Genomic DNA, 25184 nt, shown 5'->3' with positions numbered 1-25184 from the left:
ACGCGGAGGGCAAAGGCGATCACTGAGCGATCCTCCCCGTCTCCATCTCGCGAGCCAGGCGCACGGCGCGCCCCTTCACCTGCTTGGCCCAAAGACTGGACCGCATGCCGGCCGCCGCCTGCGCATATCAGCCCGCCTCGATGTGGCCGAGCGTGTTCTTGAACCCTGACAGCCCCTCGAAAGCGAGCGTCTTTGGATCGTCCCAACCCATGTTGAAGTGCATGTTTTCGACTACGCGTCGGCGCACGGGGTCGAGACGCCTTAGCCACGGCAGGGCCGTGTGGATGACGGCGTTGTGCTCTCTGGCGTCTTCGATCAGCCAAGCCTCCGCAGTCGCTTCCGTGATGACCTGGCCTTCCTGAACGCCCCTCGCGCGGCCGTATCCGATGGTCCATGGAGCCCCCGAGCCTTTGCCTGTTCGAGCTCTTGGCGACAGCGGATCGGGATAGGCTTTCAATCTCAGGCCTTCGTCCTTCTTCAGCGCCGCGATCAGTTCGGGGTCTGGTTCGCCCGGCGCTCCGGCGGTGCGCGCCAAACCCATGGCGTCGGCCAAGGCGTCGATCATGGGCACCCACTCGGGCTTAAGCTTCGCGCCGGGCGCATAGGGGCGCACAGCATCGAACAGGGCCTTGCGGTCCATGTCGGTCTCCAGTTCCGATTTTGGGGTGGGGTTAGTCGGCGCCGGTAGATCTGCGTCGGCTTAATCTATGTTAGAGAGCGATCGTGCTTTCGATGCTCAAGTTGCCCGTTGCCTTTTGGGGGAGGTGATGGGGGCGATGCATGGCGACAGCGGTCATTTTGCGGTGCTGGCGAAGGGTGCCGGGTGGCGAAGACCGTGTCTGGTACGAGTACGCCCCGCTCGTGAACGGCCAAGCAAAGCGGCGCCCAAACCATATGATGGGGTCGGTCGAAAGTGCCGCACATCTCGCAGAGAGAGCAGGCTTCAGCGTCCACCCCGATGTACTTGATTACCGCGTCCAATAGCCCGGGCAGAAGAAGGACTGAGCTGCAGAGATGGAGAAACGTCCAGAACACGCCTTGCTGATTCTGTTGATCGGCGCGACGGCCATCTTCGCCATACTAAGCATCATCGTTTTCACTCAGGGAGTGATGGCGCTACTTTAGGAGACTGCTTCGATGGAAACGCGATTGATCGACAAGCTAGCCACCCGTGACCGGCAGCCCTGCAGCGCGCTGCTCCTTGCACCGAGGGCCTGATGGCTGAAGACCGCCAAAACCTGGAGCCGCTTCGCGTGTTGGTGCGCCAGGCAAAGGCCATGCCGTCGCTTATTGCGACCGACGCTTGGCGTTTGCAGATGACCGCTGCCCTGGCGGCCGCCCGCGCCGATGGGGTCAGGTCCGAGGAACTGGCGCGCTTCGAATTTATGTTGCTCGACTAGCCTTCAGTCCTCACGACCTCAACTGCACCGGGCTGGGCCGCCGCCGCAGCATCTATGGCTCTGTTCGCCATGTCCTGCTGTCCCGCGTTGACGACCTTGGCGAAATAGAAGCCCAGGATCAGCAGCATGCCGTCCTTGAATAGCCCGACGATGGTCTGGACGCTCTCGCGATAGTCGGCGGGTATGTGCGGGCCCACCCAAGCGATCATCGGCGTGTAGAGCAAGCAGCCGGCGAGGAAGCCCAGGGCCAGAATGGTGGTCGTCTGGGGCATGGGCGGGAAGCGGATGACAATGGGTAGGTTCATGCCGTGGCCCTCGCGTGCGCGTCGATCACGGCCTTGAGCTGCCGGATCTCGCCCTCTTGCTGGATAGTTTTCTCGGTCGCCGTGTCTCGCTCTGCGCGTAGGCGAACGACGTCGGCATGGGAGATCTCGAGTTGCCTCCTCAGATCGGCCACAAGCCGCGCCTGCTCAGCCTCCCGCGCGACGGCGGCGCGCACCTCGGCCTCGGCTTCAGCCACCCTCTGGCGAAACTCGTTGAGGGTGTCCTGCATGCGCTCGATCTCTTCGCGCAGGGATGCGGTCGTGCCGGTCAGGGCGCTGGCGATGGCGGCGATGACGGCCGCTTCCCCTGTCGCCTCGTCCTTGGCCGCCGTGGCGGCGACGGCGCGGCGCGAGGGTCTCTGAGCCCAGGCGGTCAGAACCCCGCCGAGGCCAAGGGCCGTCAGAAGCGCGACGATTCCCTCCCACGACGCGAAAGGCATGCCGATGTGATGGCCTGCGGACATGCGGGCTCCTAAGCGATGGGTGGTGTTTGGAGACGAACCGGGTTCGTCAGGCTTCCGGGTCAGCCGGGGCCTGGGGCTCTTCGGGCGCCGACGGCGCTGGCGGCGGGTTCACGAGGGCGTCCAGCCGGGCGAAATCCGCGTCCAGTCCAGTGCGCACGTCGACGAACCACTTCGCCACGCTGGGCATGTTTACAGCCGCCGACGTGCCGTTGGGCAGACCATCGAACAGCAGTTCCGCCACCTTGGCTTCGAAGGCCTGGGCCTCTGGGCCGGTCATCACGGCGCGGGCGGCTTCGACACGGTCCAGATAGAGGCTGGCAATGACCACTTCGGCAGCTTCGGCTTCGGCGATGGTCTTGGGCTTGGTGAACGTAGCCATGGGGAGTCCTGTTTGGGTTAAACTGAGGGGGTGTAGGTGACGTTGAAGTCGCCGCCGCTGATGGTGACGGTGCCCGTGCCCGCTGTGCGGCGGCCCTGAAGATTGAGAGTGATGGCGCCGGCTGGTCGGGTCTGGGCAAGAAGACCAGCGGGGCTCAGGGACAGGTCGATCAGGGACGACGAGCCACCGCCGGGCACGACTGCTAAACTGGAAGCGAGGGGAGAAGATGCGCCCTGCTCGATGACGCGGAACTCCAGGTTGGCGTCCACACCGCTTGTCGATGCCGCGAGACCACTGATCGCTGCTGTCCAGAAGCCGGCCGCCGCTCGGTTGGCGAATGTCACGCTGGCCACGGTCACGAAGGTTGTGTTGCTGATCGTCCCGGTAACGGCTCCCCGCCCTGCTGCTGCAGTTCCAACGCCAGCGACAGGCACGTCAGACCCGCCGAAGCGCGGCCCGCTGACCGCGTTCTGGCTCATGTAGACGTAGGCGTTGGCCTTGGTCTCCGAGCCTTCCGCCACCGAGGTCGGCCCTGTCCACCAGACCAGCTTTTGCGTGCCGCCAAACGCCTTGCCGTAGCGGGTGCGGGTGTTCTCGGTCGGGCTGTAGACGTACCAGTTGCCCGCCCGGTACTCGGTGCGCTCCCCGGCGCCGGGGTCGCGGATGCCGAAGGCGCTGGCCAGTATTTCGAACGCCGACGTCGTGCCGTCATTGGTCGAGCTGAAGCCGCTGACGTAGCCGTTGACGTCCAGCACCACGCCCTTGATCGCCTTGGCCGTGCCATTGGCCGATGCCGCGACGCTCTCCACCGTCGTCAGGCGCGCGGTGACGCCAGTGCCGGGCGTGTTGACTGTGGCCTCCAGGGAGGTGACACGGCTGGCGTCTGCCTTTCCTGTTTGAAGGTTCGCGGTAGCGGTCTCTAGGGTTGCGACGCGGGACGCCACATCCGGCAGGACTGAGCCCGTCGCAATCTCTTCGGGCGTCGCCTGGCGGAACTGCAGCCGATGAAGCGTCAGGTCTTTGGCGCTGAACGCCCCGCCCGAGAACGATGCGAGGTTGGTGTAGAAGTAGCCTTGGCAGGTCGTCGGCATCCCAGCCGCCCCGCCCAAGGGCGCGACGGTGAACATCTTGGAACCGCGATAGGTTACGCCCGGCGTCGTCGTCGGGTGATTGATCGCCAGATCGACTGTGGAGCCGTAATACCCCGTCGTCCGGTTGGCGCGGAACTGAACGCCGAAGCGCTTCAGGTCGCCGCTGTTGACCGTCACCTGATACTCGACGACCCAATACAGGGCGTCCGACGCCGGCGCGAAGCCAGCCGTCACGATGGGGAAGGAAGCGTTGCCTGTCCCCGGATCGACCAGACGCATCGCCTTGTCGCCGTAGATGAGCCCTGTGGTCTGGCGGGAGATCGTCAGGCCGGTCGGCGCCCCGACATTATCGGGTCGGGCGTTTGCTGCGGGCCAGAGTTGGAACCCGCCATCCTTCATCACGCCGTCGCCGCCAGCCGCGAACGCCTCAAGCAATTGTACCCGACTGACGTCCGCCTTCTGCGTCTGAAGGTCGATAGTCGCCGTCTCCTGGGACGCCATTCGCGCCAGTAGTCCAGTGCCAGGCGTGTCGACCTTGGCCTCTAGGGCAGTGACGCGAGATGCATCAGCCTTGCCGGTTGCAAGGTTCGCCGTCGCCGCCTCCTGCACTCCCATGCGCGCGACGAGGCCGGTTCCAGCCGTATTCACCGTGGCTTCTAGAGCCACAAGGCGGGTCGTCGAAGCCGTATCGTTCGTGGTGATGGCGGTCTCGGCCGCCGTCAGCCGAGCCAGAACGCCCGTGGTCGGCGTGTTGAGGCTGGCGAACATCGCGTCAGAGCGGGCCAGCAGACCGGTGCCCGGCGTGTAGATCGCCGCGTTCAGCGATCCGAGCCCAGTTTCGGCCGCATCGATCGCGTCCTGCATGGCGACGATGGTCGGCGCGGTCGGCGACGGGTCCAGCAGCGGCGCCGTGTAGGGCCCATAGACCTGCCGAGCGCTGTAGTTCTGGTTTCGCTGATACTGGACTGCGACGTAGTAGGTCGCGCCTGGCTGCAGGCCGTCCACCGGGATTTTCGTGACGGTCGGCGGGCCCTGATAGGCCTGCGTCCATGGCCCGGCCGCGGTCGGCCCATGCTCGACGATGATGGCTGTTGCGGTGTCATTGCTGACGATCCCGCCGAGGTCGAAGCCGGGAAGCTGGCCGCCGGCGGGCGAGGGCGGGCGGACGACGATCGTCCAGTCGTCGATCTCCGGCGGCGACACATAGGTCGGATCAACCGGCGTCAGGACCGGCGGCGACGGCGGCGTCGGGTTCTGGCCCATGGCGAAGGCGTACTTGCCGTCGGTCTCGCTGACGAAGGACACCCGCACCACGCCCGTTGCCGGATCATAGTCGGTCGTCAGGCACAGGCACTTCACCCCGTTCAGGACGAAGCCCGGTTCGGTGATGGTGAAGGCGTCGCCGGGGCGGATGCGCTGCAGGTGCGGCTTCAGCGGGATCACGCCCGCGATGCCCTCGCGCGTGTTCGCGATCTGGAGCGCCGCGAGTTGGGCCGCCTGCTTGGCGTTGGTCACATAGGGATAGTCGATCCCGCGCGTCCGCTTCGCCCCGTCCTCGGTCTGATAGGCGGCGGCCGTCACCTCATCGATGGCGGTCAGCTGCCAGCGATGCGCCTCGGACCAGAAGCGGGGGCGGATGGTGTTGATACGGTCGATGCGGCTGGCGGCCGTGTCGATCTCCAGCGGTCCTGCCGTGTCGGCGGCCGAGATGGTGACGATGCTCGCCCGGATCGACGCGCGCTGGATGCAGCTGATCTTGCCGGCGCGCTGGGCGTAGATGGCGCCGCCCGCTTGCAGGAAGGCGTCCAGCACCTGGCTCTTGTCGTCGTCGGTCGTTGGATAGGCGCCGACGGTCCAGGCATTGGCGTCGGCCACATTGGCGGCGGCGACGAAGGCCGGCACGTCAATGCCCGACAGCTTCGCCCCGATGCCGCCGACCTGATAATCGACCTGCGGCGCGCCCTTGCCGGTCGGGCCTTCCCACAGCCCCAGCGCCCACTTCAGGGCCCAGAGGATCGGGTTGGTGATGTAGACCCAGGTCGAAGGGTCGTTCAGACGACAGGCGCCGGAGCCGCCCGGATATGTGCTGTCGCGCCTCGGGTCCCAGCCCAGGAGGCCGCGGAAGGTGATGATCGGCTTCACCTCGCCGGTCGGATAGGCGGTCCCTTTCGAGTTCTCGCCCATCACCAGCAGGTAGCTGGCCTTGCCCGACAGCCTGTGGGCCGAGGTCCAGCCCGGCAGGCTGGCGCCTTTCTTGAGGCCGGTCGGCGAGACAAGGGCCGTATCCGGCTGAGCGCCCAGACGGTTTCGGTACCAGAGCTCGCCGGCGTACTGGCTGGTGATCGCCATGCCGGTGGCGTCGAAGGCCACCGTCTCGTCATCGGCGCGGACGCCCTCGAAGCCGTCAATCGGCCCGGCGCCCGACAGCACCGACGGGATGCCGTAGTACATGAGGTCAGGGCCGAAGGTCTTGCGATAGACCGCCGAGCCCGGCACGCCGATGCGCCCTGCGGCGAACGGGATGGGCCCGTCAGGATCGAGCGTCCATTCGAAGGTGCGACCCGCCGCGCCGACCTGCGGCTGCAGCGCCGACATGGCGGCCGAGATGGCCACGTTGGTCAGCACGTTCATGGCGACCGACTTCAGCGTCGTCATGAAGCCGACCTTCGCCGCTGTGGCGGCCACGGCCGGGGCGGCGCTGGCGGTGAAGGACGCGGCCGCAAGGGCGAGCTGAGGCATTCAGACCCTCCAGGCGGTGACGAAGTGCAGCGGGATCAGGACCTGGCAGACGCCGTCCTTGAACCCGAGGATGCGGCCGTTATCGAGCGCGACCGTCAGCGAGCAGCCGAAGGGATCGCCGTCGTCCATCGCCATGGCGATGATGTCGCCGGGCAGGGCGGCGGCCGGGGCGATGCGCGCGCCCGGCAGGACAGCATCCATCAACTCCACCAGATCCTTGAACCCGGCCTTGCGGATGTACCGGACGGCGCCCGCCTCGGTCGTGTGGCGCGCGGCGGTCAGCAGCTTGGCCCGCCGCCCCACCTTGTGCAGGGCGTGGGCCGCCAGCTTGCCGCAGTCCCGAACACCAGGCGCGTATGAGCGACCGGCAAAGCGGTCCATGCAGGCCTGCGTCGCCGCGGCCCGCTTCAGCATGGAAGTCATGCGTCAGCCTATTTTTTGGTCAGGGGGACGAAGGTGTTCAGCAGGCGCTTGAACAGGCCGGGGTTCTCGGGCCGGCTGCGCCACTCATTCTTGCGGGCGACGCCGTCGACGTACTGGAGACCCAGCTCGCCGGGCCAGATGCGGCTGTGGAAGGCGTGGTTCAGGCGCCAGTCGGCGTTCGGCTCCAGTTGGCGCTCGGCCTGGGTGCCGCACTCCAGCGTCAGGGACCAGCTGTCCCCGACCTGAAGCCGGGGCTTGTCGATCTCGCCGTCAAACTTCAGTTCGGGCAGACCCATCAGCCCGCCGGTGGCCGGATCGATGACGCCTTCCCACCACTGGACGCGCACGCCCTGGGTCGAGGGATTGCCGAGCGCGGCCGTGGCTACGTCCGACGCCGGCAGGATGACGATATCGACGCGCGTCGTCTGCGCATCAGCGCCGTCCTTGATCGACCCGACCGACGACAGGACGCCATAGACCGGATGCCGACCGAAGTAGGTCTCCGGCCCTTCGCCTTCGCCAGCGTCGAACACCGCAAAGCCGCCGTCGGTCAGGCAGATCGCGCCGCCCGGCATGTCGAACCGGACGAGGGTGCACTTGATTGGCGCGGGCTGCTGGAAGGCGGCGACGAGGGAAGCGTCCATCACTCGCGCTCCCTGACCGTGAACTGCAGGCCGACCAGCCGCTCGATTCCCACGGCCCACTCGCCAAGGTCACGGACGAACCCCTCGATCATCGGCTGCGCGATCTCGACCACGTCATTGTCGTTCGGCGGGCGGCGCAGCATCGTGCGGAGGGGGATGGTTGCGGTGCCGGCGACAGACGTCGCACTGGCCTTGGCGCGATAGAGGAAGCGCTGGCCTGCGGAGACGACCGAGAGGAACTGGCCCTTGCGGATGACGTAGCCGTTGGGCAGGCCGTCGATCACCAGCGACGTCCCGGCCTGACCCGCGCCCTTCACCAGCGGCGTGCCGGGGTTCGGGATCACAAGACCGGGCTGGAATACGCGCATCAGCACCGTGTCGCCCTCAGCCATCAGATCGTCCCAGTCCATCGACTGCACGTAGGTCATGACCGGCATGGAGAAGGTGAGGGCGTAGCGCGTGCCCTTGCGGAGCAGTTCCTGTTCGGCGCCGCCCATCGCAGGGGACAACACGTTCTTCGCCGACACCATGCCGATGGCCATCTTGGCGGGCGCCGGATCGGTCGGCAGCGTGAGGACAGCCATCAGCTACGCCCTCGGGTGTAACGGCTGGTCCGCGCCATGTCGGACGGGACCGTCTGGCGGGCGCCTGCGAAGGCCGCGCCGCCGGTCGCCGTCGCCATCTGCTGCATTTGCGCCAGAAGGTCTGCAGTCATGACCGCGCCGGTGAGGTCGAAGTGCATCGGCGCTTTGCCTCCACCGCTCAGACCCTGACCGGGTCGGCGAATATCCACCATCTCGCCCGGCGTCGCCTTGAACGCGACCAGAGAGCTGTCGATGCCGCCCGCACCGCCAACGCGGAACGAGCCGCCTGTCTTGAACCCCGGCAATTTGAAGCTCTTGAGCAGGCTGGCCCAGTCGAAGCCGCCGCCGGACGATCCGCCGCCAAACGCGTCGGACAGGCTTCGGCCAATGCCCTTGATTGCATCTTGAAACGTGTCGCCGACGATGGCGCGAAGAACGCCTTCCCAGTCACCACGCAGGGCGCTGTCGATGCCGGAGGCAAAGGCGTCCGCGAACTTCTCACGGCTGTCGGTGATCGCCTGGTTCATGCGGGCGATGGCGCTGTTGACGGCCTGCACGCCCGGCATATCGCCGACGTCAGTCAGTGTCTGGCCTTCCGGCAGGGAAAGACCACGGGCGTCCCAGCCCGCGTTCTCTCGCGCCAGGCCGGTCTTCCAAGCCGCCGCATCAGGCCCGCCGAGCGCAATGCCGTCCTGCAGCGCCTTCACCGTCTGCGCATGTTCGCGCCAGGCCCGCTCGCTGTCGGTCAGCAGGCCTTCCAGCGCGGCGTTCGCCCGGTCGCGAACCGCCTCAAAGGCCTCTGCCGTCGAGTTGGTCGCCTTTTGCGCCTGGGCCACCATGTTCTGGTCGAGACGCTGCATCCATTGGCCGATCTCAATGACCATGTCCGGGATGTATGAGTGACCGACGACGGCGTCGTACAGCTTGAAGAAGGCGTCCGAGACGCCCTTTACCTTGTCGATCACGCCGCGCAGGACGCCGAACAGCTTGCCCTGAAGCCAGGAGGTGACGCCCTCGACCAACTTGCGCATCGACGCGATCACGCCGGGGAATAGGGTCTCAAAGGCGTTGAGGATAGCGCCGACAGCGGCCTTCACTGCTTGCCACAGGAAGCCCCACATGGCGCTGAAGTCGCCACGCAGGAGGGCCCCGAGGGCACGGAAGACGTTAGTGATGATGTTGATGGCGCCGGTGATCAAATCGAGCGCAGCGCCGAACACCTGGGCAATGCTCTGTCCCCAAGCCTTCAACTGGGCAGAACTGGAGCCGCCTCCGCCGCCGAAGATGGCACCGAACACCTCGCCGATAGCGGCGACAGCTCCCTTCAGGGCGTCGAACAGCGGCTCGATTTTTGGGCCCAGTGTCTCTTTCAAAGCCGCGGCGAACTGCATCACCACAGGGATGATGTCGTCCTTGAAGGCAAGAAAGGCGAGAACTGCCGCACCGACCGCCAGAATGACCGGGCCGCTCATGACGGCGGCCACTGCGCCGAACACCGGCAGCAGGGCCCCCACCGCAGTCACCACCCCGCCGAGGCCGACCAGCAGGGGACCAATGGCCGCCGCGACCGCCGCTCCGATGGCGATGAACTTCTGAGTCTCGGGCGAGAGGCCTGCGAAAGCTCGGGTGATCTCAGCTACCTTGGCGATCAGCGGACCAATCACGTCGCGGACGATGGGCTCGAACGCGCCCTCCAGATCCATGAGCGCCGTCTTCATCGGCTTCCAGACGTCGGCGTTCCCGGCCGCCTCAGCCGCGCCGCCAAACTGGCGTTCAAGCTCACCGAGCATGATGCCTTGGGCGCCGGCTGTGTCGCCGACCGCGACCATGGCCTTGATCTGGTCTTTCTGCTGCGCGGTGAACTGGATGCCTGCCCGGCCCAAGGCTGCCAGGCCCTTCACCGGATCGTTCAACGCCTTGCCAACCATCATGGTGGCGCCCTGCAGATCACCCTGCATGCGGGCCGACAGGTTCAGGGCGGCCAGCTGGGCGCGGTCGAAGGCGTCGCCGGAGATACTGCCGAAGCTCAGCATATTCGCTGTCAGCTTCGTCAGGATCTCGTCGTCATCGACGCCAGAGAGATTGCGCAGCGCTTCGGCCGAGGCGGACAGTTGTTCGAAGGTCTTTCCGCTGGCGTCGCCCATGCTGGTCAGCGCAGCCTTGACCTGGCCGGCAGCATGGGCGGCGTCCTGACTGCCTTGCAGCAGATGGACGCCGAGGGCGATGAAGGGCGCCGTGATAGCCGCTGACATGCCCGCGCCGACCGTGGCGATACCCGCCCCCACGGACTGCATCTTGCCGCCGGCGTCCTTGAGGTGCTTCTGCGCAGCCGACAGGCCGTCGGTGAAAGCGCCGCTGTCGAGGCCAAGAACAACGCGCAGGGCGCCGACGGTAGCTGACACCATGTGTCCTCCTTGCGCGAAACGCTCGCGGCAGGCTCAATGCGGGGATGAGGATGATCTTGATCGCGACGGCCCTGGCTGGATTACAGGCCGAGCCACCCGCTAGGCCGCCCTTAGGGCCGCCCACGAATGCACTATTCAGCGGCGCACGGTCCGCTCTTGACGCGCGCCTGTTCGACTTCCCATCCGCTCGCTTCCGAGATGTGCGCGGCGACGCCAACGTGCTCTGCGGGTTCGTCAACGCCAAGAACCGCTTGGGCGCCTACACCGGTTGGAAACGGTTTGCCTACGTCGCGTTCGGCGACGATCCGTCGATTTACTTCGATGAACCCGACGGATCAGGCGACATCATGCTCGACGCAGCCTGCGGGGATGACGGATTGCGTCGGACCGGTCCGGACTACTCGGCCAGAATCTCAGCACCTCGCAACTAGACCGGGCGGGCCATCCTCATGGCGGCGAAGACGGCCTTCATCTCCTCGGGAGATTGCACCCTTGCCGGCACCGTTTCGCTCGTCAGGCTTTCGAGTGTCGGCATCCGCTTCGGGTTGTGATTGGCGAAACCCATCAGGCTCGCCGTGGTGTGGGCTAGCCAGGCGCGGTTCTTTCGTTCCGTCTCGGCCGCCTGACCCCTGGCTTGAAGGCAGAGCCGGTAGAGGCGGGGCGTCTGACGCCAGAAGGTGTCAGCGTTGAACCCCGCCTCGATCCAGAGTGAGAGCGCCCGCTCCCACCTCCAGTCCTCTACCGGGCCTTCGGAGGGCGGGCAGGATCCTTACCCTCCGACTTGCCGAACGACGCGGCCATCGCCTCGCCAATCAGCTCTCCGGCCCGCGCGATACCCACGTCGTGTATGATCCTGCCGGCCGCTTTCACATCCACGGCGGGATGGTGCTCGGAAAGGGCGGCGTGGAAGACGGCACGCACGGCGCTGGGTGACTTGATCTCGGCGGTCCCGTCCATCAGGCCAGGGACGACGGCCTCAAGCTCACACAGCGCATTGAAGTCCAGCAGGAGGGTGTAGTCCTGCCCGTCAGCCTGGAAGCCGACTTCTCCCTTGATCTGGTTCGCCATCAGTTAGGCCCCGGGGTGTAAGTGGGCAGGCCGGTGACCTTGATGGGCAGGCTGAAGCGACGAACGCTATCGACTTCGATGGCTTCGGACGGCTTGCCGGTCACGATGCCTTCAAAGTCCTCGGTGCCGCCGTCAGGATACTCGACGCGGAAGATGGTCACGCCGTCCGCCATGAACAGCGTCGAGGCTATGGCGTAGGCCGCATCGGTGAAGTTGAAAGTGACCTCGGCCTCGCCGGGGTCGCGCAGCGTGCCGCGGAACTCGCGCGTTCCGTTGGGGCTGGCGAGGTGGGTCACATCGACCGTCTCGCGTACCGGCTGAGGTGGCTGGATGGAAACAGCTTCGCCGATCTCGGTGTAAACGGCGGGCGGCCCGTCGTCGGTCTGATAGCTGAACTTGGTGCCCAGACCGATGGTGGCTTCAGAAGCGGCCATTGCGGATCTCCTATGCGATGGCGTGATGGACCATCAGGTCCAGGGAGGTTCGGTAGAGGGCGTTGCCGTCCTCATCGAATGTGTCGTCGCGCTCGTCTGCGATCAGGACGGCGTCGATACGGACGTCGCCGACCGTCCAGCGGACGCCGGACATGACGGCGTCCACGGCGCGCGCGGCGCGCTTGGCGTCGCCGTAGGTCGCGGCCCAACAATCGACCTGCATACGGCTAGCGACCAGGCCGGAGGCGCCCGTCAGGTGATAGTCGCGCTGCCCGTCGATGCGATGAAGAACGATGGCGGGTAGGGCGCCGCCCTGGTCGCGGCGGCCCGGCGTGATCCGTTGGGCGACAAGCGCTGTCACACCCGCTGACACCAGCAGGCGGTTGATCAGAGCGGCTTCCATTCAGCTGCCTTTCGCTGCGAGACGGGCGGTCTTTCGCGCCAGCCGCGCGGCGGCCTTGGCGATCTCGGCCCAGAGGTCTTCTCCAACACCGGGAAGCAGGTTCTCTTTCTCGGCGTCCCATGCGGGGCGGGCGAAAGGTTGAGGCCCATGTTGCGGCGCGCCGAACTCTTGAAGGTGCGCCTGCGGCTGCTGGCCTGGACCTGCATAGGCTTCGACCTCCGACACCTTGCGGTGACGGCGCGGGCGCTTCGTGGTGACTGTGATGCTGTCGCGAAGATCAGCGGCATGAACGGGCGCGTTCTGGCGCATGGCCTCAGCCACTGGCTCCAGCCGCGCCACCGCGACGCGTCGAAGGACATTGCGGCCCGTGGCCTTGGGCAACTGGCCCAGGGCATCATTGACCGCCCGCAGGCCCTCGACGCGGAAGTGCTTAGACCCGGCCATCGCCGCGTCCGACTGCCGACAGCTCCAGGCCCTCGCGTCGCCCGATCTCCTTTACGTGGGTGATCGCGTAGGTGCGTCGGTCGAAGATCAGCCGATCAGTCGGCGTGACATCGGCGACGGTAGAGGAATATCGGATCTGGAAACGAGCGCTGATCTCGGCGGCGCGCTCTCCGGCGCGGTATCGCTCCCCGTCTTTCACAGGCTCGTAGCTGGCCCAGACTGTGACCAGATCGGCCCAGGCTTCAACCGGAGCGTTGAACTCGTCCCGCGTGGTGGTGACACGCTGGATGGTGATGCGCCGATCCAGCTTTCCGGCCTGCATCAGTCGGCCTTCGGCGCGACGCCGCCCTTGGTTCCGTTCTTGTCGTGGTCGAGAGGATCAGCCTTCAGGGCGCCGGCGCGGCGAGCCTTGCCTGCAACGTCTTCGCTGACGGTCAGCTTGGCGCCCGCCGGATAGTCGGCGTGGCCGTTGGGCAGGCGATGGCGATAGAGTCTGGCGAACGTCACGGTGCGCATGGCGATATCCTAGATGCGGATGGTGCGATACGGCCGCAGGAGGTTCTCGACCGTGGGATTGAGGGCCACGATAGTGCCGGTGATGACCGACTCCCTGTTGGCGTAGATGCCCCCGAGGGTCAGAAGCGCAGCGGCTTTGAACGCCGCCTCGGCACCCTGAGGAACCAAACTGCGATCGCAGTAGTCGAGGCACGACAGGACCGCGGCGTCGGCATAGGCTTCGACTAGGGTGTCATCATCGCTTCCGTCGATGCGCAGGTGCTGCTTGGCTTCGGCGAGCGACATCAGCGGTCCGGTCGTGAGGACGACGACGTCCAGCATCAGTCGGCCGCCTTGTTCTCGGCCCTCGGCTCGGCCTTGTTCTGCGCCGCCGGTGCGGCCTTGCCCTTGAGCGGGACCAGCACGCCGTTGTCGACCAGGTGCGCGACTTCCGAGGCGTTGCCATCGTAGGTCTCGCCCGAATGATACAGGCGGTCGAACAGGACTTGCCGGGTGGCTTTGAACGATTGGATCATGGTGGCCTCCTTGCGAGGCGGTCGAGGTGTTCGGCCGCCACGAAAAGAGGCCCGGCAGGTTTGATCCCGCCGGGCGGTTCAGTTTCAGGGAGATCAGGTGACGCGGCCGAAATCGCCATAGATAAAGGCTTCGGGGCGATAGACCGCGAGGGCCAGACGCTCTTCAGCCAGGATGGTGACGAGGTTCTTGGTGAAGTCGTCGTTCACGTAGCCGGTCTCGACGCGAGCGTCCCAGCGGTCGAAGACCTGGGCGCCCAGCTTGAAGGCGCCGGTCAGGAACTTGTCGACCGCGATAGCTTGGGTCGTCACGACTGGCAGCGACCACAGGGTGGGCGAAGCCGTGCCCTGCGGGTTGCCGATGATGTAGCGGCCCTCGCTGTCCTTCAGGGTCTCGATGAACGCCCAGTCGATGGGGTTCATGACGTGGCCCGTCGCGGGATACTGGGCCAAGGCGGCTTGCAGCATGGCCAGACGCATCATGTCGATGCTGGTGGCACCGGAGATGGTGATCGGAGCGGCGTAGGCCGTGGCCTGCGGGATGATGCCGTGCAAGTTCTGGCCCGAGCCGCTGCCGTTCAGCAGTTGCTGCTCTTCGGCATAGGCCAGGCCGTACAGCAGGCGCTGGTCGATGGTCGAGCGGAGTTGCGACACATCGCTCAGGATCTGCTTCGACGCCTTCATCCAGTGAGCGATGACCTTTGCCGAGGTGGTGACCAGATCGAACTGCAGGTCCGACTCCGGCTTGGCGGCGCCTTCAGCGACCGGAGCAGCGCTGTTGGTGAAGCCGGTTTCCTTGACGTACTCCAGCGTCGAGCCGTCCATGCGGCCCTGGGAGAGCAGGTCGCGCACAGTCAGGCGACGTTGCGGCAGGGGCAGGATGCCCGGCAGGCGCGTGGTCTGCACGGCGTCACCGACCGAACCGGCGGCAGCGGTCGTTGCCGACGTAAGCGTGGCTTTGATCTGCAGGTCGCCGCCGCGCGCCGACTTGGAGAAGCCGGTGGCCTGGAAGCTTTTGAAGCCTTCCGACTCCACGAACTGGTCACCGATCGACTTCTCGCCCTGGTCGGGATCGCCGCCGCCGCGCGCCATCTTCTGTTCCAGATCGTCCAGACGGGCCTTGGCCTCGTTCATGGCCGTCAGGGCGCCGTCGATGACTTCCTTCTGGGCGCCGGTGGCGTCGATGCCCTTTTGGGCTTCGGCGACGGCTTTCTCGGCGAGAGCTTTCACGCCGTCCAGCTTGGTGTCGAAATCAGCCTTGAACTCGGTTGCCAGTTCGGCAGCAGTCTTTTGATCGCTCATGGCGACCTCCTTTAGAAATGTGGGGGGGGGTGTCATTGGAGCCCGCCGAAGCGGGCGAGGTGTCAGGCGCGCAGGGCTTTGAGGAAGTCCATTGCGTCATCGGCCTTCGCCTCGGGTTCCCCCCGAAGGTACGGCTTGCAGGCTGAGGCCATGGCGGCCGCAGCGCTCTTCGAGAAACCTGCTTCCCGCAGGTGGTCCTCAAACTGGCGGACGGTCGGGGCTTCGCCCGCCGTCAAAATGGATTTGACCGTGTCGATGCGAGCGGCCTGGCCGAGCGCGCCGAACGTGACTGGGCTGACCTCGCGGAGGTCGAGCTTCTTCAGGATGGTGACGCCGCGCTGATCAGGGTGCGGCGCCGACTCCAGCTCGCGATAGCCGATGGATAGCTCGTCCAGTGCACCTTCGCGGATCAGCGCATAGGCCTCGGCGGCCTTGGCCACGGTATCTTTCAGCAGCCGGCCAACCACCCGCAGCCCCTTGGCGTCTTCCTCCAGATCATCCCAGATGCCGATGGGCTGGTGGCTGTCGTGCTGCCACAGCATTTTCAGGCCGCGCTTCGATTTTTTCAGCCCGGCGATTGATGCCTTGAAGGCGCCGGGCGCGACCATCTCGCCGTAGCTGTCGATGACGTTGAAGGTCGAGGCGTAGCCTTCGATCACTCCATCATCGCCAACGGCTTTGACATCCAGGCCGAGGCCGCTGTCCTTGGTCTGAAGCATCATTCACCTCCTCCGGCGACGAGCGCGGGCGGGTTCGCCATTTTGATCGGGATGTTCTGCGACTGCATGCGCGGCACATCGCCGCCCGGAACCGGCGGCAGGTTTTCAAGGGCGCGGACCTCGTTGATGGTCATCGCGCCGATCTGGGTCATCTTCTGGTAGAACTCGGACCGGCCCTTGCTGTCGGCGCGGAGCAGGCCCTCAAGGTTGAACTCGACCACGATGCCGGCGACGCGGTCGGCCGGAGTCAGCAGCTGCTTGGCGATGGCCTGTTCGATGCGCTTCAACCGGCGCCGCAGAGTGAACTTCTGGAAGCGGAGCGTCTGCTCCTCCAGGCCGGTGCCCCAGCTGGTGGACTTCTCGGTGTGCCCGATCATGTGGGGCGGCACTTCGAAGAAGCGGCAGATCTCCTCGACGCTGAACGACCGGCTCTCGAGCATCTGCGCGTCTTCGGGCGACAATGAAATCTGATGCGGGGTGATCCCACCCTCCAGGAGCATCGGACGACCCGCATTCATGGCGCCCGCGTGTTTCTCCTGAAGCGCCTTCTCCAGTGGCCCTCGAACTGCTTCGCCCAGCGTCTTGTCGGCCGGTGCCGAGAAGATGAGCGAGGGGCGAACCCCATTGGCGAAGGTGGTCTGCGCCGCGGCGTTCACTGCCAACGACAGGCCGAAGACCTGACGGCCGTAGCTCAGCGTCGACAGGCCGCCGAGCGGCGATCCGCCGAAGCCGCGCACGTGGAAAACGTTCTCCTGCGGCTCGTCGAACGACTTGCCGTTCTCTGTCCAGCGGTAGCGAAGGGCGCCGTTCGACTGCCGGGTGATGGATGGGTTGAAGATCGGATGCAGAGCGACGATCCGCCCACCGTTGCGCTCGATCCGCGCATGCATGTTGCCGCGAAGCTCAAGGGCTGCCTGGCCGCCTTCCCAGAAATCGAGCGAGGTCTGATCATAGTTCGGGCTGTCGTGCAGCACGCGGTAGAGCGGGTGATCCCTGGCTGGCACGCGGTTGCCCGCCGCGTCGGTGCGATAGACCATGATCGGCAGCGATGCGATGGTCCCGGCCAGCAGGTTGACGCACGCCCAGGCCGCCGACAGGCCGAGAATGCCCGTCTCCGTGACAGCCACGCCCGCGTTTGAGTTGTCGACCCAGCCGTCAGGCCGCGTCGTGGTGAGATGCTGAACCAAGTCCGACTTAACGAGGTCCTGGTCTGCATCTCGCAAAACCAGCGGCTGATAATTTCGGTCAGCCTTCGTGATCACGCGGGCACTCCCAGGCTGGCGAGGTAGTCGTTCCATCCCGCCTCCTCACCTTCTGCGGGCCCTAGAGCCACGCCAACAGCCATCGCCAGACTGACCATGCCGTCGATGCGGCCAGTCGATTGGGACTTGTCCATTTTCCGATTGCCCGCCGCGTCCTGAACGAGGATCGCGTTGGCGGCGCACATGGTCATCACCGGGTGCCCGCCATGGCGGAAGCGGTGATGTAGAAACTCGATCTCGGCACGGTCGATGGCCGGCGCCATGCTGACGAAGCCCTGCCCGAACTCTTCGAACGGCAGGGTAACGTCCAGCCGGTCCAGCTCGGCCTGAAGCGTCTTCATCCTGTGGCGGTCGAACGCGATCTTGCGGACGTCCATGCCCTCGGTGATGCGGGCGATGTCGCGCGCGACGAAGCCATATTCAACCGCCGGGCCGGGCGTGGCCTCCATGAAGCCGTCGCGCACCCAGGCGTCATATGGCGACCGGTCCCGCTTCGACCGATCAACCAGCGTGGCTTCAGGGGTCCAGAAGGTCGGCAGGATGTGCCAGGCCCCACCCTCCTGAGCGATCAGGACCAGGGCGGTGAGGTCGGTTGTCAGCGACAGGTCGAGGCCGCCGTAGACCGGGTTGCGCTGGAAGACCTCCAGATCAACCGGGCCAGAGCATGCTTTCCAAATCGACGGGCTGACGAATGGCGTGTGCCGCGTCACCCGCTGGTTGAGGTAGAGGTTCCTGAAGCTGTTCTCGACCGAGGGCATGCGCGCCGCTTCGGCCGCCTTGTTCGTGATCTCGACCAGGGATCGGAATGTCCCGAGGGCGGGGTTCGCGGCCTCCCAGGCCTTGGGGTCGGTCAGTTCTGCGTCTTCCGGCGCCGCGTAGACGTGGCAGACGATGGTCGGGTCGCCCGACCGTTTGGCGTCGTCGATCCTGATCGACAGCATGTCGGCGTCGCTCGGCGCCTGCGTCGAGATGATCAGCTGCAGCGCGTCGTCGTAGGCGCCCTGCGCCGTCTCGATGGCCTCGATAAATGCGTCGAACTCGCCACGGACTTGGCCCATCTCGTCGTGGATGGCGAGGACGGGCGAAAGGCCGTGCGCCGTTCCGGCCTCGGCGGCGAGAGCCTGATACTCCGTGTTCATCGGCAGGCCGTGCAGCGTCTTCCCTGACGGGACGATCCGCACGATCTTCCGCAGCCGCTCCGACAACTGCACCATCTTGGCGGCGAGGTTGAAGACCACGGCTGCCTGCTTCCGGCTTCGGGCGCCGGACACGATCTGACTGTTCAGCCGGGCCTCGGGCCCGACAAGGTGCGCCAGCATGATGCCGGCGATGAGAGCGGACTTCCCGTTCTTCCGAGCGATCGACAGGATGCCGATGCGCGTGCCGTGCGGGTTGTCATAGACCTCCAGGATGAAGCGCTTCTGGAACGCATCCAACTTCATCGGCTTGCCGACCAGCTTGCCCTCTGGGGTAGGACAGAGCCGCTCGATGAAGGCGATGACCTTCTCGCCCCTCGTCACTGGAGCGCTGTCGGCCTCGCCAGCAGGTCTTCGTCCGCCAGAGGGTTACCGTCCTCGATCTCTTTGGCCTGGGCCCGGCGCTTCGCGACGTCGCGCGCTTCGCCAGCCGCCCGGCCGTGAATGTTCAGCGACTGCCGCGCCGCCTTGATTTGAGCGTGCAGTCCATGAACGACGGACACGCGCGGGTGCGTGGTCAGGCCGCCCTTCGGCCCGGTAGTGGTCACGCCCTCAGATCGCAGCAACCGGCGCTGCTCCACCAACATGGCCATAGCGTTCGCGAGATCCGACGCAATGGCCAGGTCGTGGCCATTCCATTCTGACTTCGCCCGCGCCGCGATGATGTCGTCCCAGAAAGGCAGCGCGTCCGACTCAAGCGGAGCGTGCGCTGGCGCTTCGATTTCCTTTGCCGCCCTGAGCATGACGGCAACCGCTTCGGTCGCGCTGTCGATGCGGGCCTTCCGAGGCTTGCGAGCCATGCCGCCTCCGCGTGCGCGCGCCTGCGCGAGAAAACTGGATTAGCGTTAGTTTTGTGGGCCCCCGCCGGTCCATAAGAGCGCGGCGCTGGACTTTTAAAGCCCCCCGTCTCAACTTGAGGAGGGGAGGATTATCAATGGGTGTATTTCGTCTGGACTGCCCGCACTGCTCTACGGCGCGGGTAGCCTGTGAAGTTGTTTGGCAATCGGATCGACGCGGCGAAAAGCTGATTTTGATGCTTTGCGGCTCGTGTCGCTTACCGATCACTGCGGCTGTTCGAAACAACTATGGCGCGCTACAGGATCTGATCCAGTTGAATGGTGATCTTACAAATGAACAGTGGTTCATTCGTGAGTCATGGCCAGAAGTAACAAAAGCAGCGGCTCCGGCTCATACGCCTTGGCCAGTCGCTAAGCGCTACATCGAGGGTGAGGAAGCATATAAGCGCAAGAGTTGGAACGCTGCTGTTGCGATGTTCCGATCTTCCTTAGATATCGCTACCAAGACCATGGCGGATGCGCCGGAGGGCGCGACCTTTTTCAAGCGCCTCGAATGGCTACACACCAATCATCGCATAACACCGGATATGTGGGCATGGGCTGACCGCGTGAGGATAGAAGGCAACGAAGCTCTGCATGATCCGGAAGATTTTACAGAAGAAGAGGCGAAGCCTCTGAGGTTATTCACCGAAACCTTCCTAAAGTATGTGTTCGAGTTACCGGGCGAGATTGCGACCTATCGGCAAGACACTGAGGAGGCCTAACGGTTCCAATGATGGTTCGGATCTAGCGGCACGCCATCGTCATCGCACCCGATGATGCGGCCGCGCTTCTCTTCCCGCTGCTTCGTGCTGTCGTGGTGAGTCTTGCAGAGGGACTGGAAGGGACCGGCGAAGAAGCCATCCTCGGTCTTCTTGCTGTCCTTAGTGACGTGGTCGACGACCGTGGCCGCCGTGACGCGTGGCAGGCACATGGCGCAGAGCGGATGCCTAGTTAGCTGATTAGCCCTGACGTCGCGCCAGCGCCTGGTGCGGTAGAGCCTACGGTACTGGAGAGCGGCTTCGCTTCTGGTGTCTTGGCCCATCGGTGATTGGCCCCAAGTGTTCCGGCCTTCCCGGCAATGAACGGCTCGCGCCGCCCGCACCCCGGTTGCTTTCTCAGCTCTAAGGTCCGTTGTGGTTGCCCTGCTGCGCTTGGGAGCCAGACCAGGGGAACGTGGTGCGAGGTTGTGGGAGGGGCACCGCAATGAATCGAGCCCCGGGCACCTTGCTAAAAGGGCGGGCGCTCTACCGACTGAGCTACCAAGGCGTGGTCAGGATCTGTCTGGGATCAACAGCTTGAGTAGCATGCCTAAAACCACAGCCGCTGCAAAGAATGGCCAACCTGCCGCTGCCCAGAATGCAAGGTTGATAACAACAAGCGGAGGCGGCACGTGCCTCGCGGTTCGTAGCATCCATGAAAAGACGACGACAGCGCCCAACACGTAAACGACTATCCCTGCCGTCATTACGCTAAGCTCCAAGGAAAAGGCCCGCCGGTTTCCCGCGGGCCTGATCTGGACGCGCGAAGCGCCGTTAGAGATTTGTCGCCTGATTTGCGCGGAAACGCAATAGCTCAGTACCGAGTGACGGCGCGACTATCGAGGTCGTTCAACTCGCGCTCAAGGTGGTGTACTTTTTGCTCAAGATCCCGAACGTCAGACTGAGCGTTGGCCGCCACATTCTGTGCCTCAACTGCTGCAGCCTGAGCCTCCTCGACGGCAGCCTTGGCTTCTTCCGCCATAGCAAGCGCGTCGCCCGCGATGGCCTCAGCATCGCTTTCCATTGCTGGCGAACAGCCTGCCAAGCATGCTCCCGCCAGCCCGATGATCAGATGTCGCCTCATGCCGCTTCCCCCATGCGCGGCGTCATCTTGAACGCCACAGACGCCATGTCCAGAGCCAGGCGAAGCTCTACCTCGACGGCAGCGGCCTTGCGATCGTCATTCCCGGCCAGTTGGCGAGGGGTGCTGCCCCGGCCGCAAACCGCCTCCAGCAGGGCGGCAAGGCGTTCAGATCCTGTCGCCCGAGCTATATGGGCGTGCACCGCGGCCAGCGCCTGTCGCTGAGCATGCCGCAACTCGGCGGCTGCCATGACCTGCTGGACGGTCAGGTCACCACCGCCGCCGTTGTCATTGGCGCTCGTCGAGAGGCCGTCTCTGTGCGCCGAGGCATGCAGAGCGGCGTAGCGGTCACCCGTTGCGATCTGGACGGCGGACAGCCGGGCAGGCTTTCGGCTGGTCAGCCATTGCCAGCCGTCGCGGGCGCGGACCGCGCCGACTTCGAACGTCTCCACCCCGCGCTCCGCAAGCAGCTCGTCCTGCTGGCGGCATGCCTGCGCGAGTTCACTCTCATCCGCCTTCCGCCGCAGGTCCTCTAGCGTGTCGTCGATCTCGTCCAGCAGCGTCTTGGCGACGCCGTACTGCATCAGCTTCAGGCGGTTCTCGACGTTGGCGATCTTGGGCAGAAGGTTGCAGCCGGGCGTCGCCTCGACCCGCCCGCGCACCAAGGCGGCACGGTCCGTCAGGCGGCGCCGCTCCAGCGCGATGGACTGCGCGGCCGTGGCCTTGATCGTCGTCATGCGGCTTCTCCGTACTGGTAGGGTTCGTGGTCGATGGGCGGGATGACCTTTCGGGCCTCCAGCATCGCCCGCATCTCGGCGCTCATGGCGCTGCCGGCGGGCAGGGGCGCGGACGGAGTCGGACGCAGGGCCTTCTTTCTCGCAGCGGCTGCCTTGGCCGTCGGCGTCTCAGCCAGGGCGGCGAGCGTCTTCGCCACCATGGCTTTGACCTCCTCAGGCGACGGACGGTCCTCGACCACCGGCTTGGGCTCGGCCGCCTTCTGGCTGGCGACCACCGCCGCACGGGCGCGATTGTAGGCCCGAGTGAAGCGGCCGCACGTCGGCGTCGTCCTGGCCAGATGCGCCAGCTTGCCCGGCTTCGGCGCCCACTCGCTGTCCGGCAGGGCGATGTAGGCCACCATGCCCGTCTCGATGCTCGCCGCCGTCATGCCGCTCAGCGCCTCGAAATAGTCGGCCCAGAACGCGGTCCACTCCACCTCGCTCCGCTCCATCCGCAAGTCGCCGAAGATCTGCTCCCGGCTCTTCACGATCAGCATGATCTCGTCCGGCGTGGCGGGGCGCAGGGCCTCCTGGCGCAGCGCGGGCAACAGCATGGCGGCCTCGGACCGCAGCACGTCGCTGGCGGCGATGACCTCGATGGCCTTGGCGTCAGAAGTTTCGACGAGCAGCCACGACCGCAGTGGCCCTCTCAGCGCCGGCAGTCGATCGGTCACGGTTTGCGCTGCGTTCGGCTGTGCGACGGGGAAGCTGTTCATGGGTCTGGTTTGCATGGCGGGCCTCCGGAATGTTCAGGGCTTGGCGGTTGTCGGCGATGGACTGGGCGATGGCGGCGTCGAAGAACTTCCACGACGCGATGGGCGGACCGCGCTTGGCGGCGATGGCGGTGACGACAGGCAGGACGTCGTGCTCCCAGCTCGCTCCGTCTCGGCGCCAGGCGGCGAGGCGGCCCAGCGTCGTGGTCAGGCCGGGCTGGCGGGCCGGGTCGAGACGGACCGTGTTGGCGGCGTGGGCCAGCAGCTCGGCGTGGTGCCGGGCGTCGCCCTCCGGCCAGTCGCTGACCACCACCTCGACGACCCGAACCACCGGAACCGGATCGTTCGCAGGCGCCTGTGCAGCAACAGCAGCACCTAGCGGTTCACCTAATGGTTCCCCTAGCGGTTCAAACGTAGTGAGCCCCGACACCGTGTCGGGTTGGTTTGGACAGGGTGTCGGGTTGGTCCGGACAGGCTGTCGGGTTGGTTCGCAAGCCGACTCTGTGTCGGGTTGAGCGGTGTCAGCCCTCTCCGGCGGGGTCGTGGCGATGAACTCGATCAAATCCGACGTGCGCGATCCGTCACGTCGACGACGGGCGTGGCGCTTGATCCAGCCACGGCTCTCGAAGACCGCCAGCGACCGCTCCACGCTCTTCACCGAGCAGGACGACTGGGCCGCCAGGGTGTCCTGTCCGGGGTAGCAGGTGCCGTCGGCGCCGACGTAGTTCGCCAGGACGAAGAGGATCGCCTTCTCCGTCGCTGTCGCGCACGGCTGGTCCAGCGCCCATGTGATGGCCTGGACGCTCATAGGGTCGCCAGCCCGGCCATGGCGATGCGGCCGCGGGCCTCAAGGATCAGGGCCTCCAGGTGCTTGGATGCTGCATCGATCTGCGCTGTCAGCATTAGGTCGACCGGATCGGCGGGCAGGGCACGGAAGTAATCCAGGGTGCCATTCACCTCAGCCGCGAAGGCAGCATCGGCCGCCATCAGGCTCTCGACCTTTCGGACCGCGTGCATGACGGTTGTGTGGTCGCGCCCGCCTAGGGCCCGCCCAATCTGCGGCAGGCTCAGGTGCGGACAGACGTCACGGATCACGTACATCGCGATCTGGCGAGGCCGCGCGACCGAGCGGATCACCCTGCGGCCAGTGATCTCGCCGAGGCTGATGCCGTGACGCCTGGCAACGAACTCCACCACAGCGCGGGCCTTGATCCGGCGTTCAGGCGTCATCGCGTCACCTTCCGGCGCAGCAGGCTGTAACGCGCCTCCGCCGTCCTCAGGTCGCAATCGACCGCTGACGCGATGGTGTTGGCGCCATGGCCCTCCCGGTAAAGCCGCTCCGAGGTGGCCAGCTTCTCTTCCGTCCAGGCGAAAGGGCGCGGTCGCGGACCGCAAACCGGCAATCCAACGTCGTTGGAGGCCTCCAGCCCCTGCAGGTCCTCACGGCACCGACCCATGACGTTGGCGATGGTCTGCCAGCCTCGGCCCTTGGCGCGCATCTCGCGGGCCATCTGGACCTCTTGGGGCGTCAGGCCGCCGCGGCGGGACGTGGCGAAGGCGCCGGTATTGGTCGAGTTCGCTCTATTGGTCGCGACTGTCATCTTGCGCCCCGCAGGCACTCGCTGGTCACGATGTTGCGGGCCGCCTTGAGCTTGCCGACTGCGGTCATGTCGCGGCGCTCGGTGGCGCGTTGCTCCAAAGCGTCGAACACGCCCTGCACCGTGGCGAAGGGGTCGGTCTGGCCATGCAGGAGGCTGTCCTTGCCCGTGAGCGCAAGCACGGCCGCGTGGAGGCGCGAGAAAACCGTTCCCAGCATCACAGCACCCCGTCGGTGGCCATGTGAAAGCGCCTGGTTTTGGAATGACCGGTCGCCTGAACGCGGCCGTCCGTGATCATTTCTCCCAGCCGTCGTTCGACAGTGCGGCGCTTCCAACCCAGAGCGGTCGCCAGGGGCACAATGCTATCGATGCCTTCCTTCAGGGCTCGCAGGACGGCGAGGCGCTGTGCTTCCTTGTATGTGACCGCCTCGGGCATGGCGTCGACGTCATCAGGCGCAACGTCAGCGAGGATTGCCCAGGCAAGCCTGCGGGCCTCCCCGTCCGAAAGTACGGGTCCATCCGGCAGCACGAGGCGGACACCCTCGGCCGTGATCTGGTGATGAGCGCGGCGCAAGGCGTGGCGACTTGTGCCGGCCGAAAAGCACCGACCGCCTTGAGCAAGACGCTGAGCGCCGAACATCACGCCACCACCCGCAGCGTCGGACGCATCCGCATGGTCGCGTCGAACGCGCGCTGAGCGGCTTCGAGGTTCTCGCGGGCGCGGTCCTGCGCCTTCTCGATCTCATGCGGCTCGCGCACGCCGTCGGCGTCGATCTCATAGACCGTGCTCAGGGCGGCTCCGCTGGCCGCGTTGGCGGCGACGTGGGCCGCCAGGGCGCAGTTCATGGCCTCGTCACCCTCGACCATGCGCGCCATGGCGCCGAAGACCACCGACTGGCCGCAGACCTGTTCCAGCTTGGCGATCTGCATCAGCGTCGGCAGGTCGTTGTTCGACGTGCTGATCAGCTGGCTCACGCGTTGGCGGCTTATGCCGAGGAAGACGGCGGCGGCGTCATGCGTCCCGACCGCCGTCACCAGCTGATCGAACAGGGCCTTGATGTGGGCAGGGTTGAGCTCGCTCATTGCGAAGTTCCGGTCTGGGGCAAGGTGA

36 protein-coding genes are annotated in these 25184 nt (G+C 65.7%); 4 read left to right on the top strand and 32 right to left on the bottom strand.

What is annotated here, in order from left to right; all coding sequences use genetic code 11:
- Nucleotides 1–127: 127 nt before the first annotated feature.
- Complete coding sequence (locus P0Y52_07985; protein ID WEK56498.1) at nucleotides 128–640, bottom strand: hypothetical protein; 513 nt, start codon at nucleotides 638–640, stop codon at nucleotides 128–130.
- Nucleotides 641–1217: 577 nt separating this feature from the next.
- Here P0Y52_07985 and P0Y52_07980 point away from each other — a divergent pair.
- The gene (locus P0Y52_07980) at nucleotides 1218–1400 is read left to right on the top strand and encodes a hypothetical protein (GenBank protein WEK56497.1); all 183 of its coding nucleotides are present in this window, start codon (nucleotides 1218–1220) and stop codon (nucleotides 1398–1400) included.
- On the opposite strand, the gene P0Y52_07975 is transcribed toward P0Y52_07980, so the two are convergent.
- From P0Y52_07975 to P0Y52_07940, 8 genes are read right to left on the bottom strand one after another with little or no spacing between them, the layout of a single operon-like run.
- Entirely contained in the window at nucleotides 1397–1705 is a 309-nt protein-coding gene (locus tag P0Y52_07975) for a hypothetical protein (protein WEK56496.1), read from the bottom strand. The genes P0Y52_07980 and P0Y52_07975 overlap by 4 nt on opposite strands.
- Nucleotides 1702–2187 (bottom strand): hypothetical protein, encoded by a 486-nt coding sequence (locus P0Y52_07970; protein WEK56495.1) that lies wholly within the window; start codon nucleotides 2185–2187, stop codon nucleotides 1702–1704. The genes P0Y52_07975 and P0Y52_07970 overlap by 4 nt, the downstream gene beginning before the upstream one ends.
- 46 nt (nucleotides 2188–2233) lie before the next feature.
- Nucleotides 2234–2566 (bottom strand): hypothetical protein, encoded by a 333-nt coding sequence (locus P0Y52_07965; GenBank protein WEK56494.1) that lies wholly within the window; start codon nucleotides 2564–2566, stop codon nucleotides 2234–2236.
- Between the two features lie 17 nt (nucleotides 2567–2583).
- Nucleotides 2584–6396: a hypothetical protein gene (locus P0Y52_07960; GenBank protein ID WEK56493.1), complete on the bottom strand. Its 3813-nt coding sequence runs from the start codon at nucleotides 6394–6396 to the stop codon at nucleotides 2584–2586.
- A complete protein-coding gene (locus tag P0Y52_07955) occupies nucleotides 6397–6819 on the bottom strand; it encodes a hypothetical protein (GenBank protein ID WEK56492.1) in 423 nt (140 codons plus the stop codon). It lies immediately after the preceding gene.
- Between the two features lie 8 nt (nucleotides 6820–6827).
- Nucleotides 6828–7463, bottom strand: a complete 636-nt coding sequence (locus P0Y52_07950; protein WEK56491.1) for a hypothetical protein — start codon at nucleotides 7461–7463, stop codon at nucleotides 6828–6830.
- Complete coding sequence (locus tag P0Y52_07945; protein ID WEK56490.1) at nucleotides 7463–8047, bottom strand: hypothetical protein; 585 nt, start codon at nucleotides 8045–8047, stop codon at nucleotides 7463–7465. The genes P0Y52_07950 and P0Y52_07945 overlap by 1 nt, the downstream gene beginning before the upstream one ends.
- Nucleotides 8047–10332: a phage tail length tape measure family protein gene (locus tag P0Y52_07940; GenBank protein WEK56489.1), complete on the bottom strand. Its 2286-nt coding sequence runs from the start codon at nucleotides 10330–10332 to the stop codon at nucleotides 8047–8049. The genes P0Y52_07945 and P0Y52_07940 overlap by 1 nt, the downstream gene beginning before the upstream one ends.
- Nucleotides 10333–10508: 176 nt before the next feature.
- Here P0Y52_07940 and P0Y52_07935 point away from each other — a divergent pair, with 176 nt between their 5' ends.
- Nucleotides 10509–10883 carry a hypothetical protein gene (locus P0Y52_07935; GenBank protein ID WEK56488.1) on the top strand — a complete coding sequence of 125 codons (375 nt, stop codon included), beginning with the start codon at nucleotides 10509–10511 and terminating at the stop codon, nucleotides 10881–10883.
- Here P0Y52_07935 and P0Y52_07930 read toward each other — a convergent pair.
- The 14 genes from P0Y52_07930 to P0Y52_07865 all read right to left on the bottom strand — a co-directional run bounded on the left by P0Y52_07930 (nucleotide 10880) and on the right by P0Y52_07865 (nucleotide 19108).
- The gene (locus tag P0Y52_07930) at nucleotides 10880–11017 is read right to left on the bottom strand and encodes a hypothetical protein (protein WEK56487.1); all 138 of its coding nucleotides are present in this window, start codon (nucleotides 11015–11017) and stop codon (nucleotides 10880–10882) included. The two genes, P0Y52_07935 and P0Y52_07930, sit on opposite strands and share 4 nt — an antisense overlap.
- Nucleotides 11018–11190: 173 nt before the next feature.
- Nucleotides 11191–11520, bottom strand: a complete 330-nt coding sequence (locus P0Y52_07925) for a hypothetical protein (protein ID WEK56486.1) — start codon at nucleotides 11518–11520, stop codon at nucleotides 11191–11193.
- Nucleotides 11520–11954 carry a phage tail tube protein gene (locus P0Y52_07920; protein WEK56485.1) on the bottom strand — a complete coding sequence of 145 codons (435 nt, stop codon included), beginning with the start codon at nucleotides 11952–11954 and terminating at the stop codon, nucleotides 11520–11522. The genes P0Y52_07925 and P0Y52_07920 overlap by 1 nt, the downstream gene beginning before the upstream one ends.
- A 10-nt stretch (nucleotides 11955–11964) precedes the next feature.
- Nucleotides 11965–12357: a DUF3168 domain-containing protein gene (locus tag P0Y52_07915; protein ID WEK56484.1), complete on the bottom strand. Its 393-nt coding sequence runs from the start codon at nucleotides 12355–12357 to the stop codon at nucleotides 11965–11967.
- Entirely contained in the window at nucleotides 12358–12801 is a 444-nt protein-coding gene (locus tag P0Y52_07910; GenBank protein WEK56483.1) for an HK97 gp10 family phage protein, read from the bottom strand.
- Nucleotides 12788–13123, bottom strand: coding sequence for a phage head closure protein (locus P0Y52_07905; protein ID WEK56482.1), 336 nt, complete (start codon nucleotides 13121–13123; stop codon nucleotides 12788–12790). Before P0Y52_07905 ends, P0Y52_07910 begins: the two co-directional genes overlap by 14 nt.
- Complete coding sequence (locus tag P0Y52_07900; GenBank protein ID WEK56481.1) at nucleotides 13123–13317, bottom strand: hypothetical protein; 195 nt, start codon at nucleotides 13315–13317, stop codon at nucleotides 13123–13125. Before P0Y52_07900 ends, P0Y52_07905 begins: the two co-directional genes overlap by 1 nt.
- Nucleotides 13318–13326: 9 nt before the next feature.
- Complete coding sequence (locus P0Y52_07895) at nucleotides 13327–13638, bottom strand: head-tail connector protein (protein ID WEK56480.1); 312 nt, start codon at nucleotides 13636–13638, stop codon at nucleotides 13327–13329.
- Complete coding sequence (locus P0Y52_07890; protein WEK56479.1) at nucleotides 13638–13832, bottom strand: hypothetical protein; 195 nt, start codon at nucleotides 13830–13832, stop codon at nucleotides 13638–13640. The genes P0Y52_07895 and P0Y52_07890 overlap by 1 nt, the downstream gene beginning before the upstream one ends.
- Nucleotides 13833–13925: 93 nt before the next feature.
- Entirely contained in the window at nucleotides 13926–15131 is a 1206-nt protein-coding gene (locus tag P0Y52_07885) for a phage major capsid protein (GenBank protein WEK56478.1), read from the bottom strand.
- 62 nt (nucleotides 15132–15193) lie between these two features.
- Entirely contained in the window at nucleotides 15194–15853 is a 660-nt protein-coding gene (locus P0Y52_07880) for an HK97 family phage prohead protease (protein ID WEK56477.1), read from the bottom strand.
- Entirely contained in the window at nucleotides 15850–17112 is a 1263-nt protein-coding gene (locus P0Y52_07875) for a phage portal protein (protein ID WEK56476.1), read from the bottom strand. Before P0Y52_07875 ends, P0Y52_07880 begins: the two co-directional genes overlap by 4 nt.
- Nucleotides 17109–18632: a terminase large subunit gene (locus P0Y52_07870; protein WEK56475.1), complete on the bottom strand. Its 1524-nt coding sequence runs from the start codon at nucleotides 18630–18632 to the stop codon at nucleotides 17109–17111. Before P0Y52_07870 ends, P0Y52_07875 begins: the two co-directional genes overlap by 4 nt.
- Nucleotides 18629–19108 (bottom strand): hypothetical protein, encoded by a 480-nt coding sequence (locus tag P0Y52_07865; protein WEK56474.1) that lies wholly within the window; start codon nucleotides 19106–19108, stop codon nucleotides 18629–18631. Before P0Y52_07865 ends, P0Y52_07870 begins: the two co-directional genes overlap by 4 nt.
- 134 nt (nucleotides 19109–19242) lie before the next feature.
- Between P0Y52_07865 and P0Y52_07860 the strand changes: the two genes are divergently transcribed.
- Nucleotides 19243–19869, top strand: coding sequence for a DUF4145 domain-containing protein (locus P0Y52_07860; GenBank protein ID WEK56473.1), 627 nt, complete (start codon nucleotides 19243–19245; stop codon nucleotides 19867–19869).
- Here the strand turns inward: P0Y52_07860 and P0Y52_07855 are convergent.
- The 8 genes from P0Y52_07855 to P0Y52_07820 form a co-directional block, all read right to left on the bottom strand.
- On the bottom strand, nucleotides 19866–20078 hold the full coding sequence (locus P0Y52_07855; GenBank protein WEK56472.1) for a hypothetical protein: 213 nt from the start codon (nucleotides 20076–20078) through the stop codon (nucleotides 19866–19868). The genes P0Y52_07860 and P0Y52_07855 overlap by 4 nt on opposite strands.
- Nucleotides 20079–20719: 641 nt before the next feature.
- Nucleotides 20720–20989, bottom strand: coding sequence for a hypothetical protein (locus tag P0Y52_07850; GenBank protein ID WEK56471.1), 270 nt, complete (start codon nucleotides 20987–20989; stop codon nucleotides 20720–20722).
- Entirely contained in the window at nucleotides 20986–21723 is a 738-nt protein-coding gene (locus tag P0Y52_07845; protein ID WEK56470.1) for a hypothetical protein, read from the bottom strand. Before P0Y52_07845 ends, P0Y52_07850 begins: the two co-directional genes overlap by 4 nt.
- Nucleotides 21720–22436: a hypothetical protein gene (locus P0Y52_07840; GenBank protein ID WEK56469.1), complete on the bottom strand. Its 717-nt coding sequence runs from the start codon at nucleotides 22434–22436 to the stop codon at nucleotides 21720–21722. Before P0Y52_07840 ends, P0Y52_07845 begins: the two co-directional genes overlap by 4 nt.
- The gene (locus P0Y52_07835) at nucleotides 22372–23283 is read right to left on the bottom strand and encodes a helix-turn-helix domain-containing protein (GenBank protein ID WEK56468.1); all 912 of its coding nucleotides are present in this window, start codon (nucleotides 23281–23283) and stop codon (nucleotides 22372–22374) included. Before P0Y52_07835 ends, P0Y52_07840 begins: the two co-directional genes overlap by 65 nt.
- Nucleotides 23280–23705: a helix-turn-helix domain-containing protein gene (locus P0Y52_07830; protein WEK56467.1), complete on the bottom strand. Its 426-nt coding sequence runs from the start codon at nucleotides 23703–23705 to the stop codon at nucleotides 23280–23282. Before P0Y52_07830 ends, P0Y52_07835 begins: the two co-directional genes overlap by 4 nt.
- Nucleotides 23702–24076 carry a hypothetical protein gene (locus tag P0Y52_07825; GenBank protein WEK56466.1) on the bottom strand — a complete coding sequence of 125 codons (375 nt, stop codon included), beginning with the start codon at nucleotides 24074–24076 and terminating at the stop codon, nucleotides 23702–23704. Before P0Y52_07825 ends, P0Y52_07830 begins: the two co-directional genes overlap by 4 nt.
- Complete coding sequence (locus P0Y52_07820; protein WEK56465.1) at nucleotides 24073–24255, bottom strand: hypothetical protein; 183 nt, start codon at nucleotides 24253–24255, stop codon at nucleotides 24073–24075. The genes P0Y52_07825 and P0Y52_07820 overlap by 4 nt, the downstream gene beginning before the upstream one ends.
- 80 nt (nucleotides 24256–24335) lie before the next feature.
- Here P0Y52_07820 and P0Y52_07815 point away from each other — a divergent pair, with 80 nt between their 5' ends.
- Nucleotides 24336–24770, top strand: a complete 435-nt coding sequence (locus P0Y52_07815) for a hypothetical protein (GenBank protein WEK56464.1) — start codon at nucleotides 24336–24338, stop codon at nucleotides 24768–24770.
- Here the strand turns inward: P0Y52_07815 and P0Y52_07810 are convergent.
- Nucleotides 24713–25156, bottom strand: a complete 444-nt coding sequence (locus P0Y52_07810; GenBank protein ID WEK56463.1) for a hypothetical protein — start codon at nucleotides 25154–25156, stop codon at nucleotides 24713–24715. The genes P0Y52_07815 and P0Y52_07810 overlap by 58 nt on opposite strands.
- Between the last annotated feature and the right edge of the window lie 28 nt (nucleotides 25157–25184).

The sequence above is a fragment of the Candidatus Brevundimonas phytovorans genome (genome assembly GCA_029203145.1).
Classification (GTDB): domain Bacteria; phylum Pseudomonadota; class Alphaproteobacteria; order Caulobacterales; family Caulobacteraceae; genus Brevundimonas; species Brevundimonas phytovorans.
Note: the sequence above shows the minus strand (reverse complement) of the source record. Positions and strands in the feature narration are given on the sequence as shown.

What these genes read in the sequence shown, in the direction of transcription:
- P0Y52_07915 (WEK56484.1), bottom strand. Translation starts at nt 12,357, where the DNA reads ATGGAAGCCGCTCTGATCAACCGCCTGCTGGTGTCAGCGGGTGTGACA.
- P0Y52_07865 (WEK56474.1), bottom strand. Translation starts at nt 19,108, where the DNA reads ATGGCTCGCAAGCCTCGGAAGGCCCGCATCGACAGCGCGACCGAAGCG.
- P0Y52_07885 (WEK56478.1), bottom strand. Translation starts at nt 15,131, where the DNA reads ATGAGCGATCAAAAGACTGCTGCCGAACTGGCAACCGAGTTCAAGGCT.
- P0Y52_07830 (WEK56467.1), bottom strand. Translation starts at nt 23,705, where the DNA reads ATGACGCCTGAACGCCGGATCAAGGCCCGCGCTGTGGTGGAGTTCGTT.
- P0Y52_07860 (WEK56473.1), top strand. Translation starts at nt 19,243, where the DNA reads ATGGGTGTATTTCGTCTGGACTGCCCGCACTGCTCTACGGCGCGGGTA.
- P0Y52_07900 (WEK56481.1), bottom strand. Translation starts at nt 13,317, where the DNA reads ATGCGCACCGTGACGTTCGCCAGACTCTATCGCCATCGCCTGCCCAAC.
- P0Y52_07910 (WEK56483.1), bottom strand. Translation starts at nt 12,801, where the DNA reads ATGGCCGGGTCTAAGCACTTCCGCGTCGAGGGCCTGCGGGCGGTCAAT.
- P0Y52_07975 (WEK56496.1), bottom strand. Translation starts at nt 1,705, where the DNA reads ATGAACCTACCCATTGTCATCCGCTTCCCGCCCATGCCCCAGACGACC.
- P0Y52_07955 (WEK56492.1), bottom strand. Translation starts at nt 6,819, where the DNA reads ATGACTTCCATGCTGAAGCGGGCCGCGGCGACGCAGGCCTGCATGGAC.
- P0Y52_07945 (WEK56490.1), bottom strand. Translation starts at nt 8,047, where the DNA reads ATGGCTGTCCTCACGCTGCCGACCGATCCGGCGCCCGCCAAGATGGCC.
- P0Y52_07855 (WEK56472.1), bottom strand. Translation starts at nt 20,078, where the DNA reads ATGTGCCTGCCACGCGTCACGGCGGCCACGGTCGTCGACCACGTCACT.
- P0Y52_07960 (WEK56493.1), bottom strand. Translation starts at nt 6,396, where the DNA reads ATGCCTCAGCTCGCCCTTGCGGCCGCGTCCTTCACCGCCAGCGCCGCC.
- P0Y52_07925 (WEK56486.1), bottom strand. Translation starts at nt 11,520, where the DNA reads ATGGCGAACCAGATCAAGGGAGAAGTCGGCTTCCAGGCTGACGGGCAG.
- P0Y52_07835 (WEK56468.1), bottom strand. Translation starts at nt 23,283, where the DNA reads ATGAGCGTCCAGGCCATCACATGGGCGCTGGACCAGCCGTGCGCGACA.
- P0Y52_07905 (WEK56482.1), bottom strand. Translation starts at nt 13,123, where the DNA reads ATGCAGGCCGGAAAGCTGGATCGGCGCATCACCATCCAGCGTGTCACC.
- P0Y52_07980 (WEK56497.1), top strand. Translation starts at nt 1,218, where the DNA reads ATGGCTGAAGACCGCCAAAACCTGGAGCCGCTTCGCGTGTTGGTGCGC.
- P0Y52_07810 (WEK56463.1), bottom strand. Translation starts at nt 25,156, where the DNA reads ATGAGCGAGCTCAACCCTGCCCACATCAAGGCCCTGTTCGATCAGCTG.
- P0Y52_07815 (WEK56464.1), top strand. Translation starts at nt 24,336, where the DNA reads ATGACCGGTCGCCTGAACGCGGCCGTCCGTGATCATTTCTCCCAGCCG.
- P0Y52_07825 (WEK56466.1), bottom strand. Translation starts at nt 24,076, where the DNA reads ATGACAGTCGCGACCAATAGAGCGAACTCGACCAATACCGGCGCCTTC.
- P0Y52_07970 (WEK56495.1), bottom strand. Translation starts at nt 2,187, where the DNA reads ATGTCCGCAGGCCATCACATCGGCATGCCTTTCGCGTCGTGGGAGGGA.
- P0Y52_07965 (WEK56494.1), bottom strand. Translation starts at nt 2,566, where the DNA reads ATGGCTACGTTCACCAAGCCCAAGACCATCGCCGAAGCCGAAGCTGCC.
- P0Y52_07930 (WEK56487.1), bottom strand. Translation starts at nt 11,017, where the DNA reads ATGGGTTTCGCCAATCACAACCCGAAGCGGATGCCGACACTCGAAAGC.
- P0Y52_07895 (WEK56480.1), bottom strand. Translation starts at nt 13,638, where the DNA reads ATGCTGGACGTCGTCGTCCTCACGACCGGACCGCTGATGTCGCTCGCC.
- P0Y52_07920 (WEK56485.1), bottom strand. Translation starts at nt 11,954, where the DNA reads ATGGCCGCTTCTGAAGCCACCATCGGTCTGGGCACCAAGTTCAGCTAT.
- P0Y52_07880 (WEK56477.1), bottom strand. Translation starts at nt 15,853, where the DNA reads ATGATGCTTCAGACCAAGGACAGCGGCCTCGGCCTGGATGTCAAAGCC.
- P0Y52_07850 (WEK56471.1), bottom strand. Translation starts at nt 20,989, where the DNA reads ATGAGGCGACATCTGATCATCGGGCTGGCGGGAGCATGCTTGGCAGGC.
- P0Y52_07845 (WEK56470.1), bottom strand. Translation starts at nt 21,723, where the DNA reads ATGACGACGATCAAGGCCACGGCCGCGCAGTCCATCGCGCTGGAGCGG.
- P0Y52_07950 (WEK56491.1), bottom strand. Translation starts at nt 7,463, where the DNA reads ATGGACGCTTCCCTCGTCGCCGCCTTCCAGCAGCCCGCGCCAATCAAG.
- P0Y52_07890 (WEK56479.1), bottom strand. Translation starts at nt 13,832, where the DNA reads ATGATCCAATCGTTCAAAGCCACCCGGCAAGTCCTGTTCGACCGCCTG.
- P0Y52_07985 (WEK56498.1), bottom strand. Translation starts at nt 640, where the DNA reads ATGGACCGCAAGGCCCTGTTCGATGCTGTGCGCCCCTATGCGCCCGGC.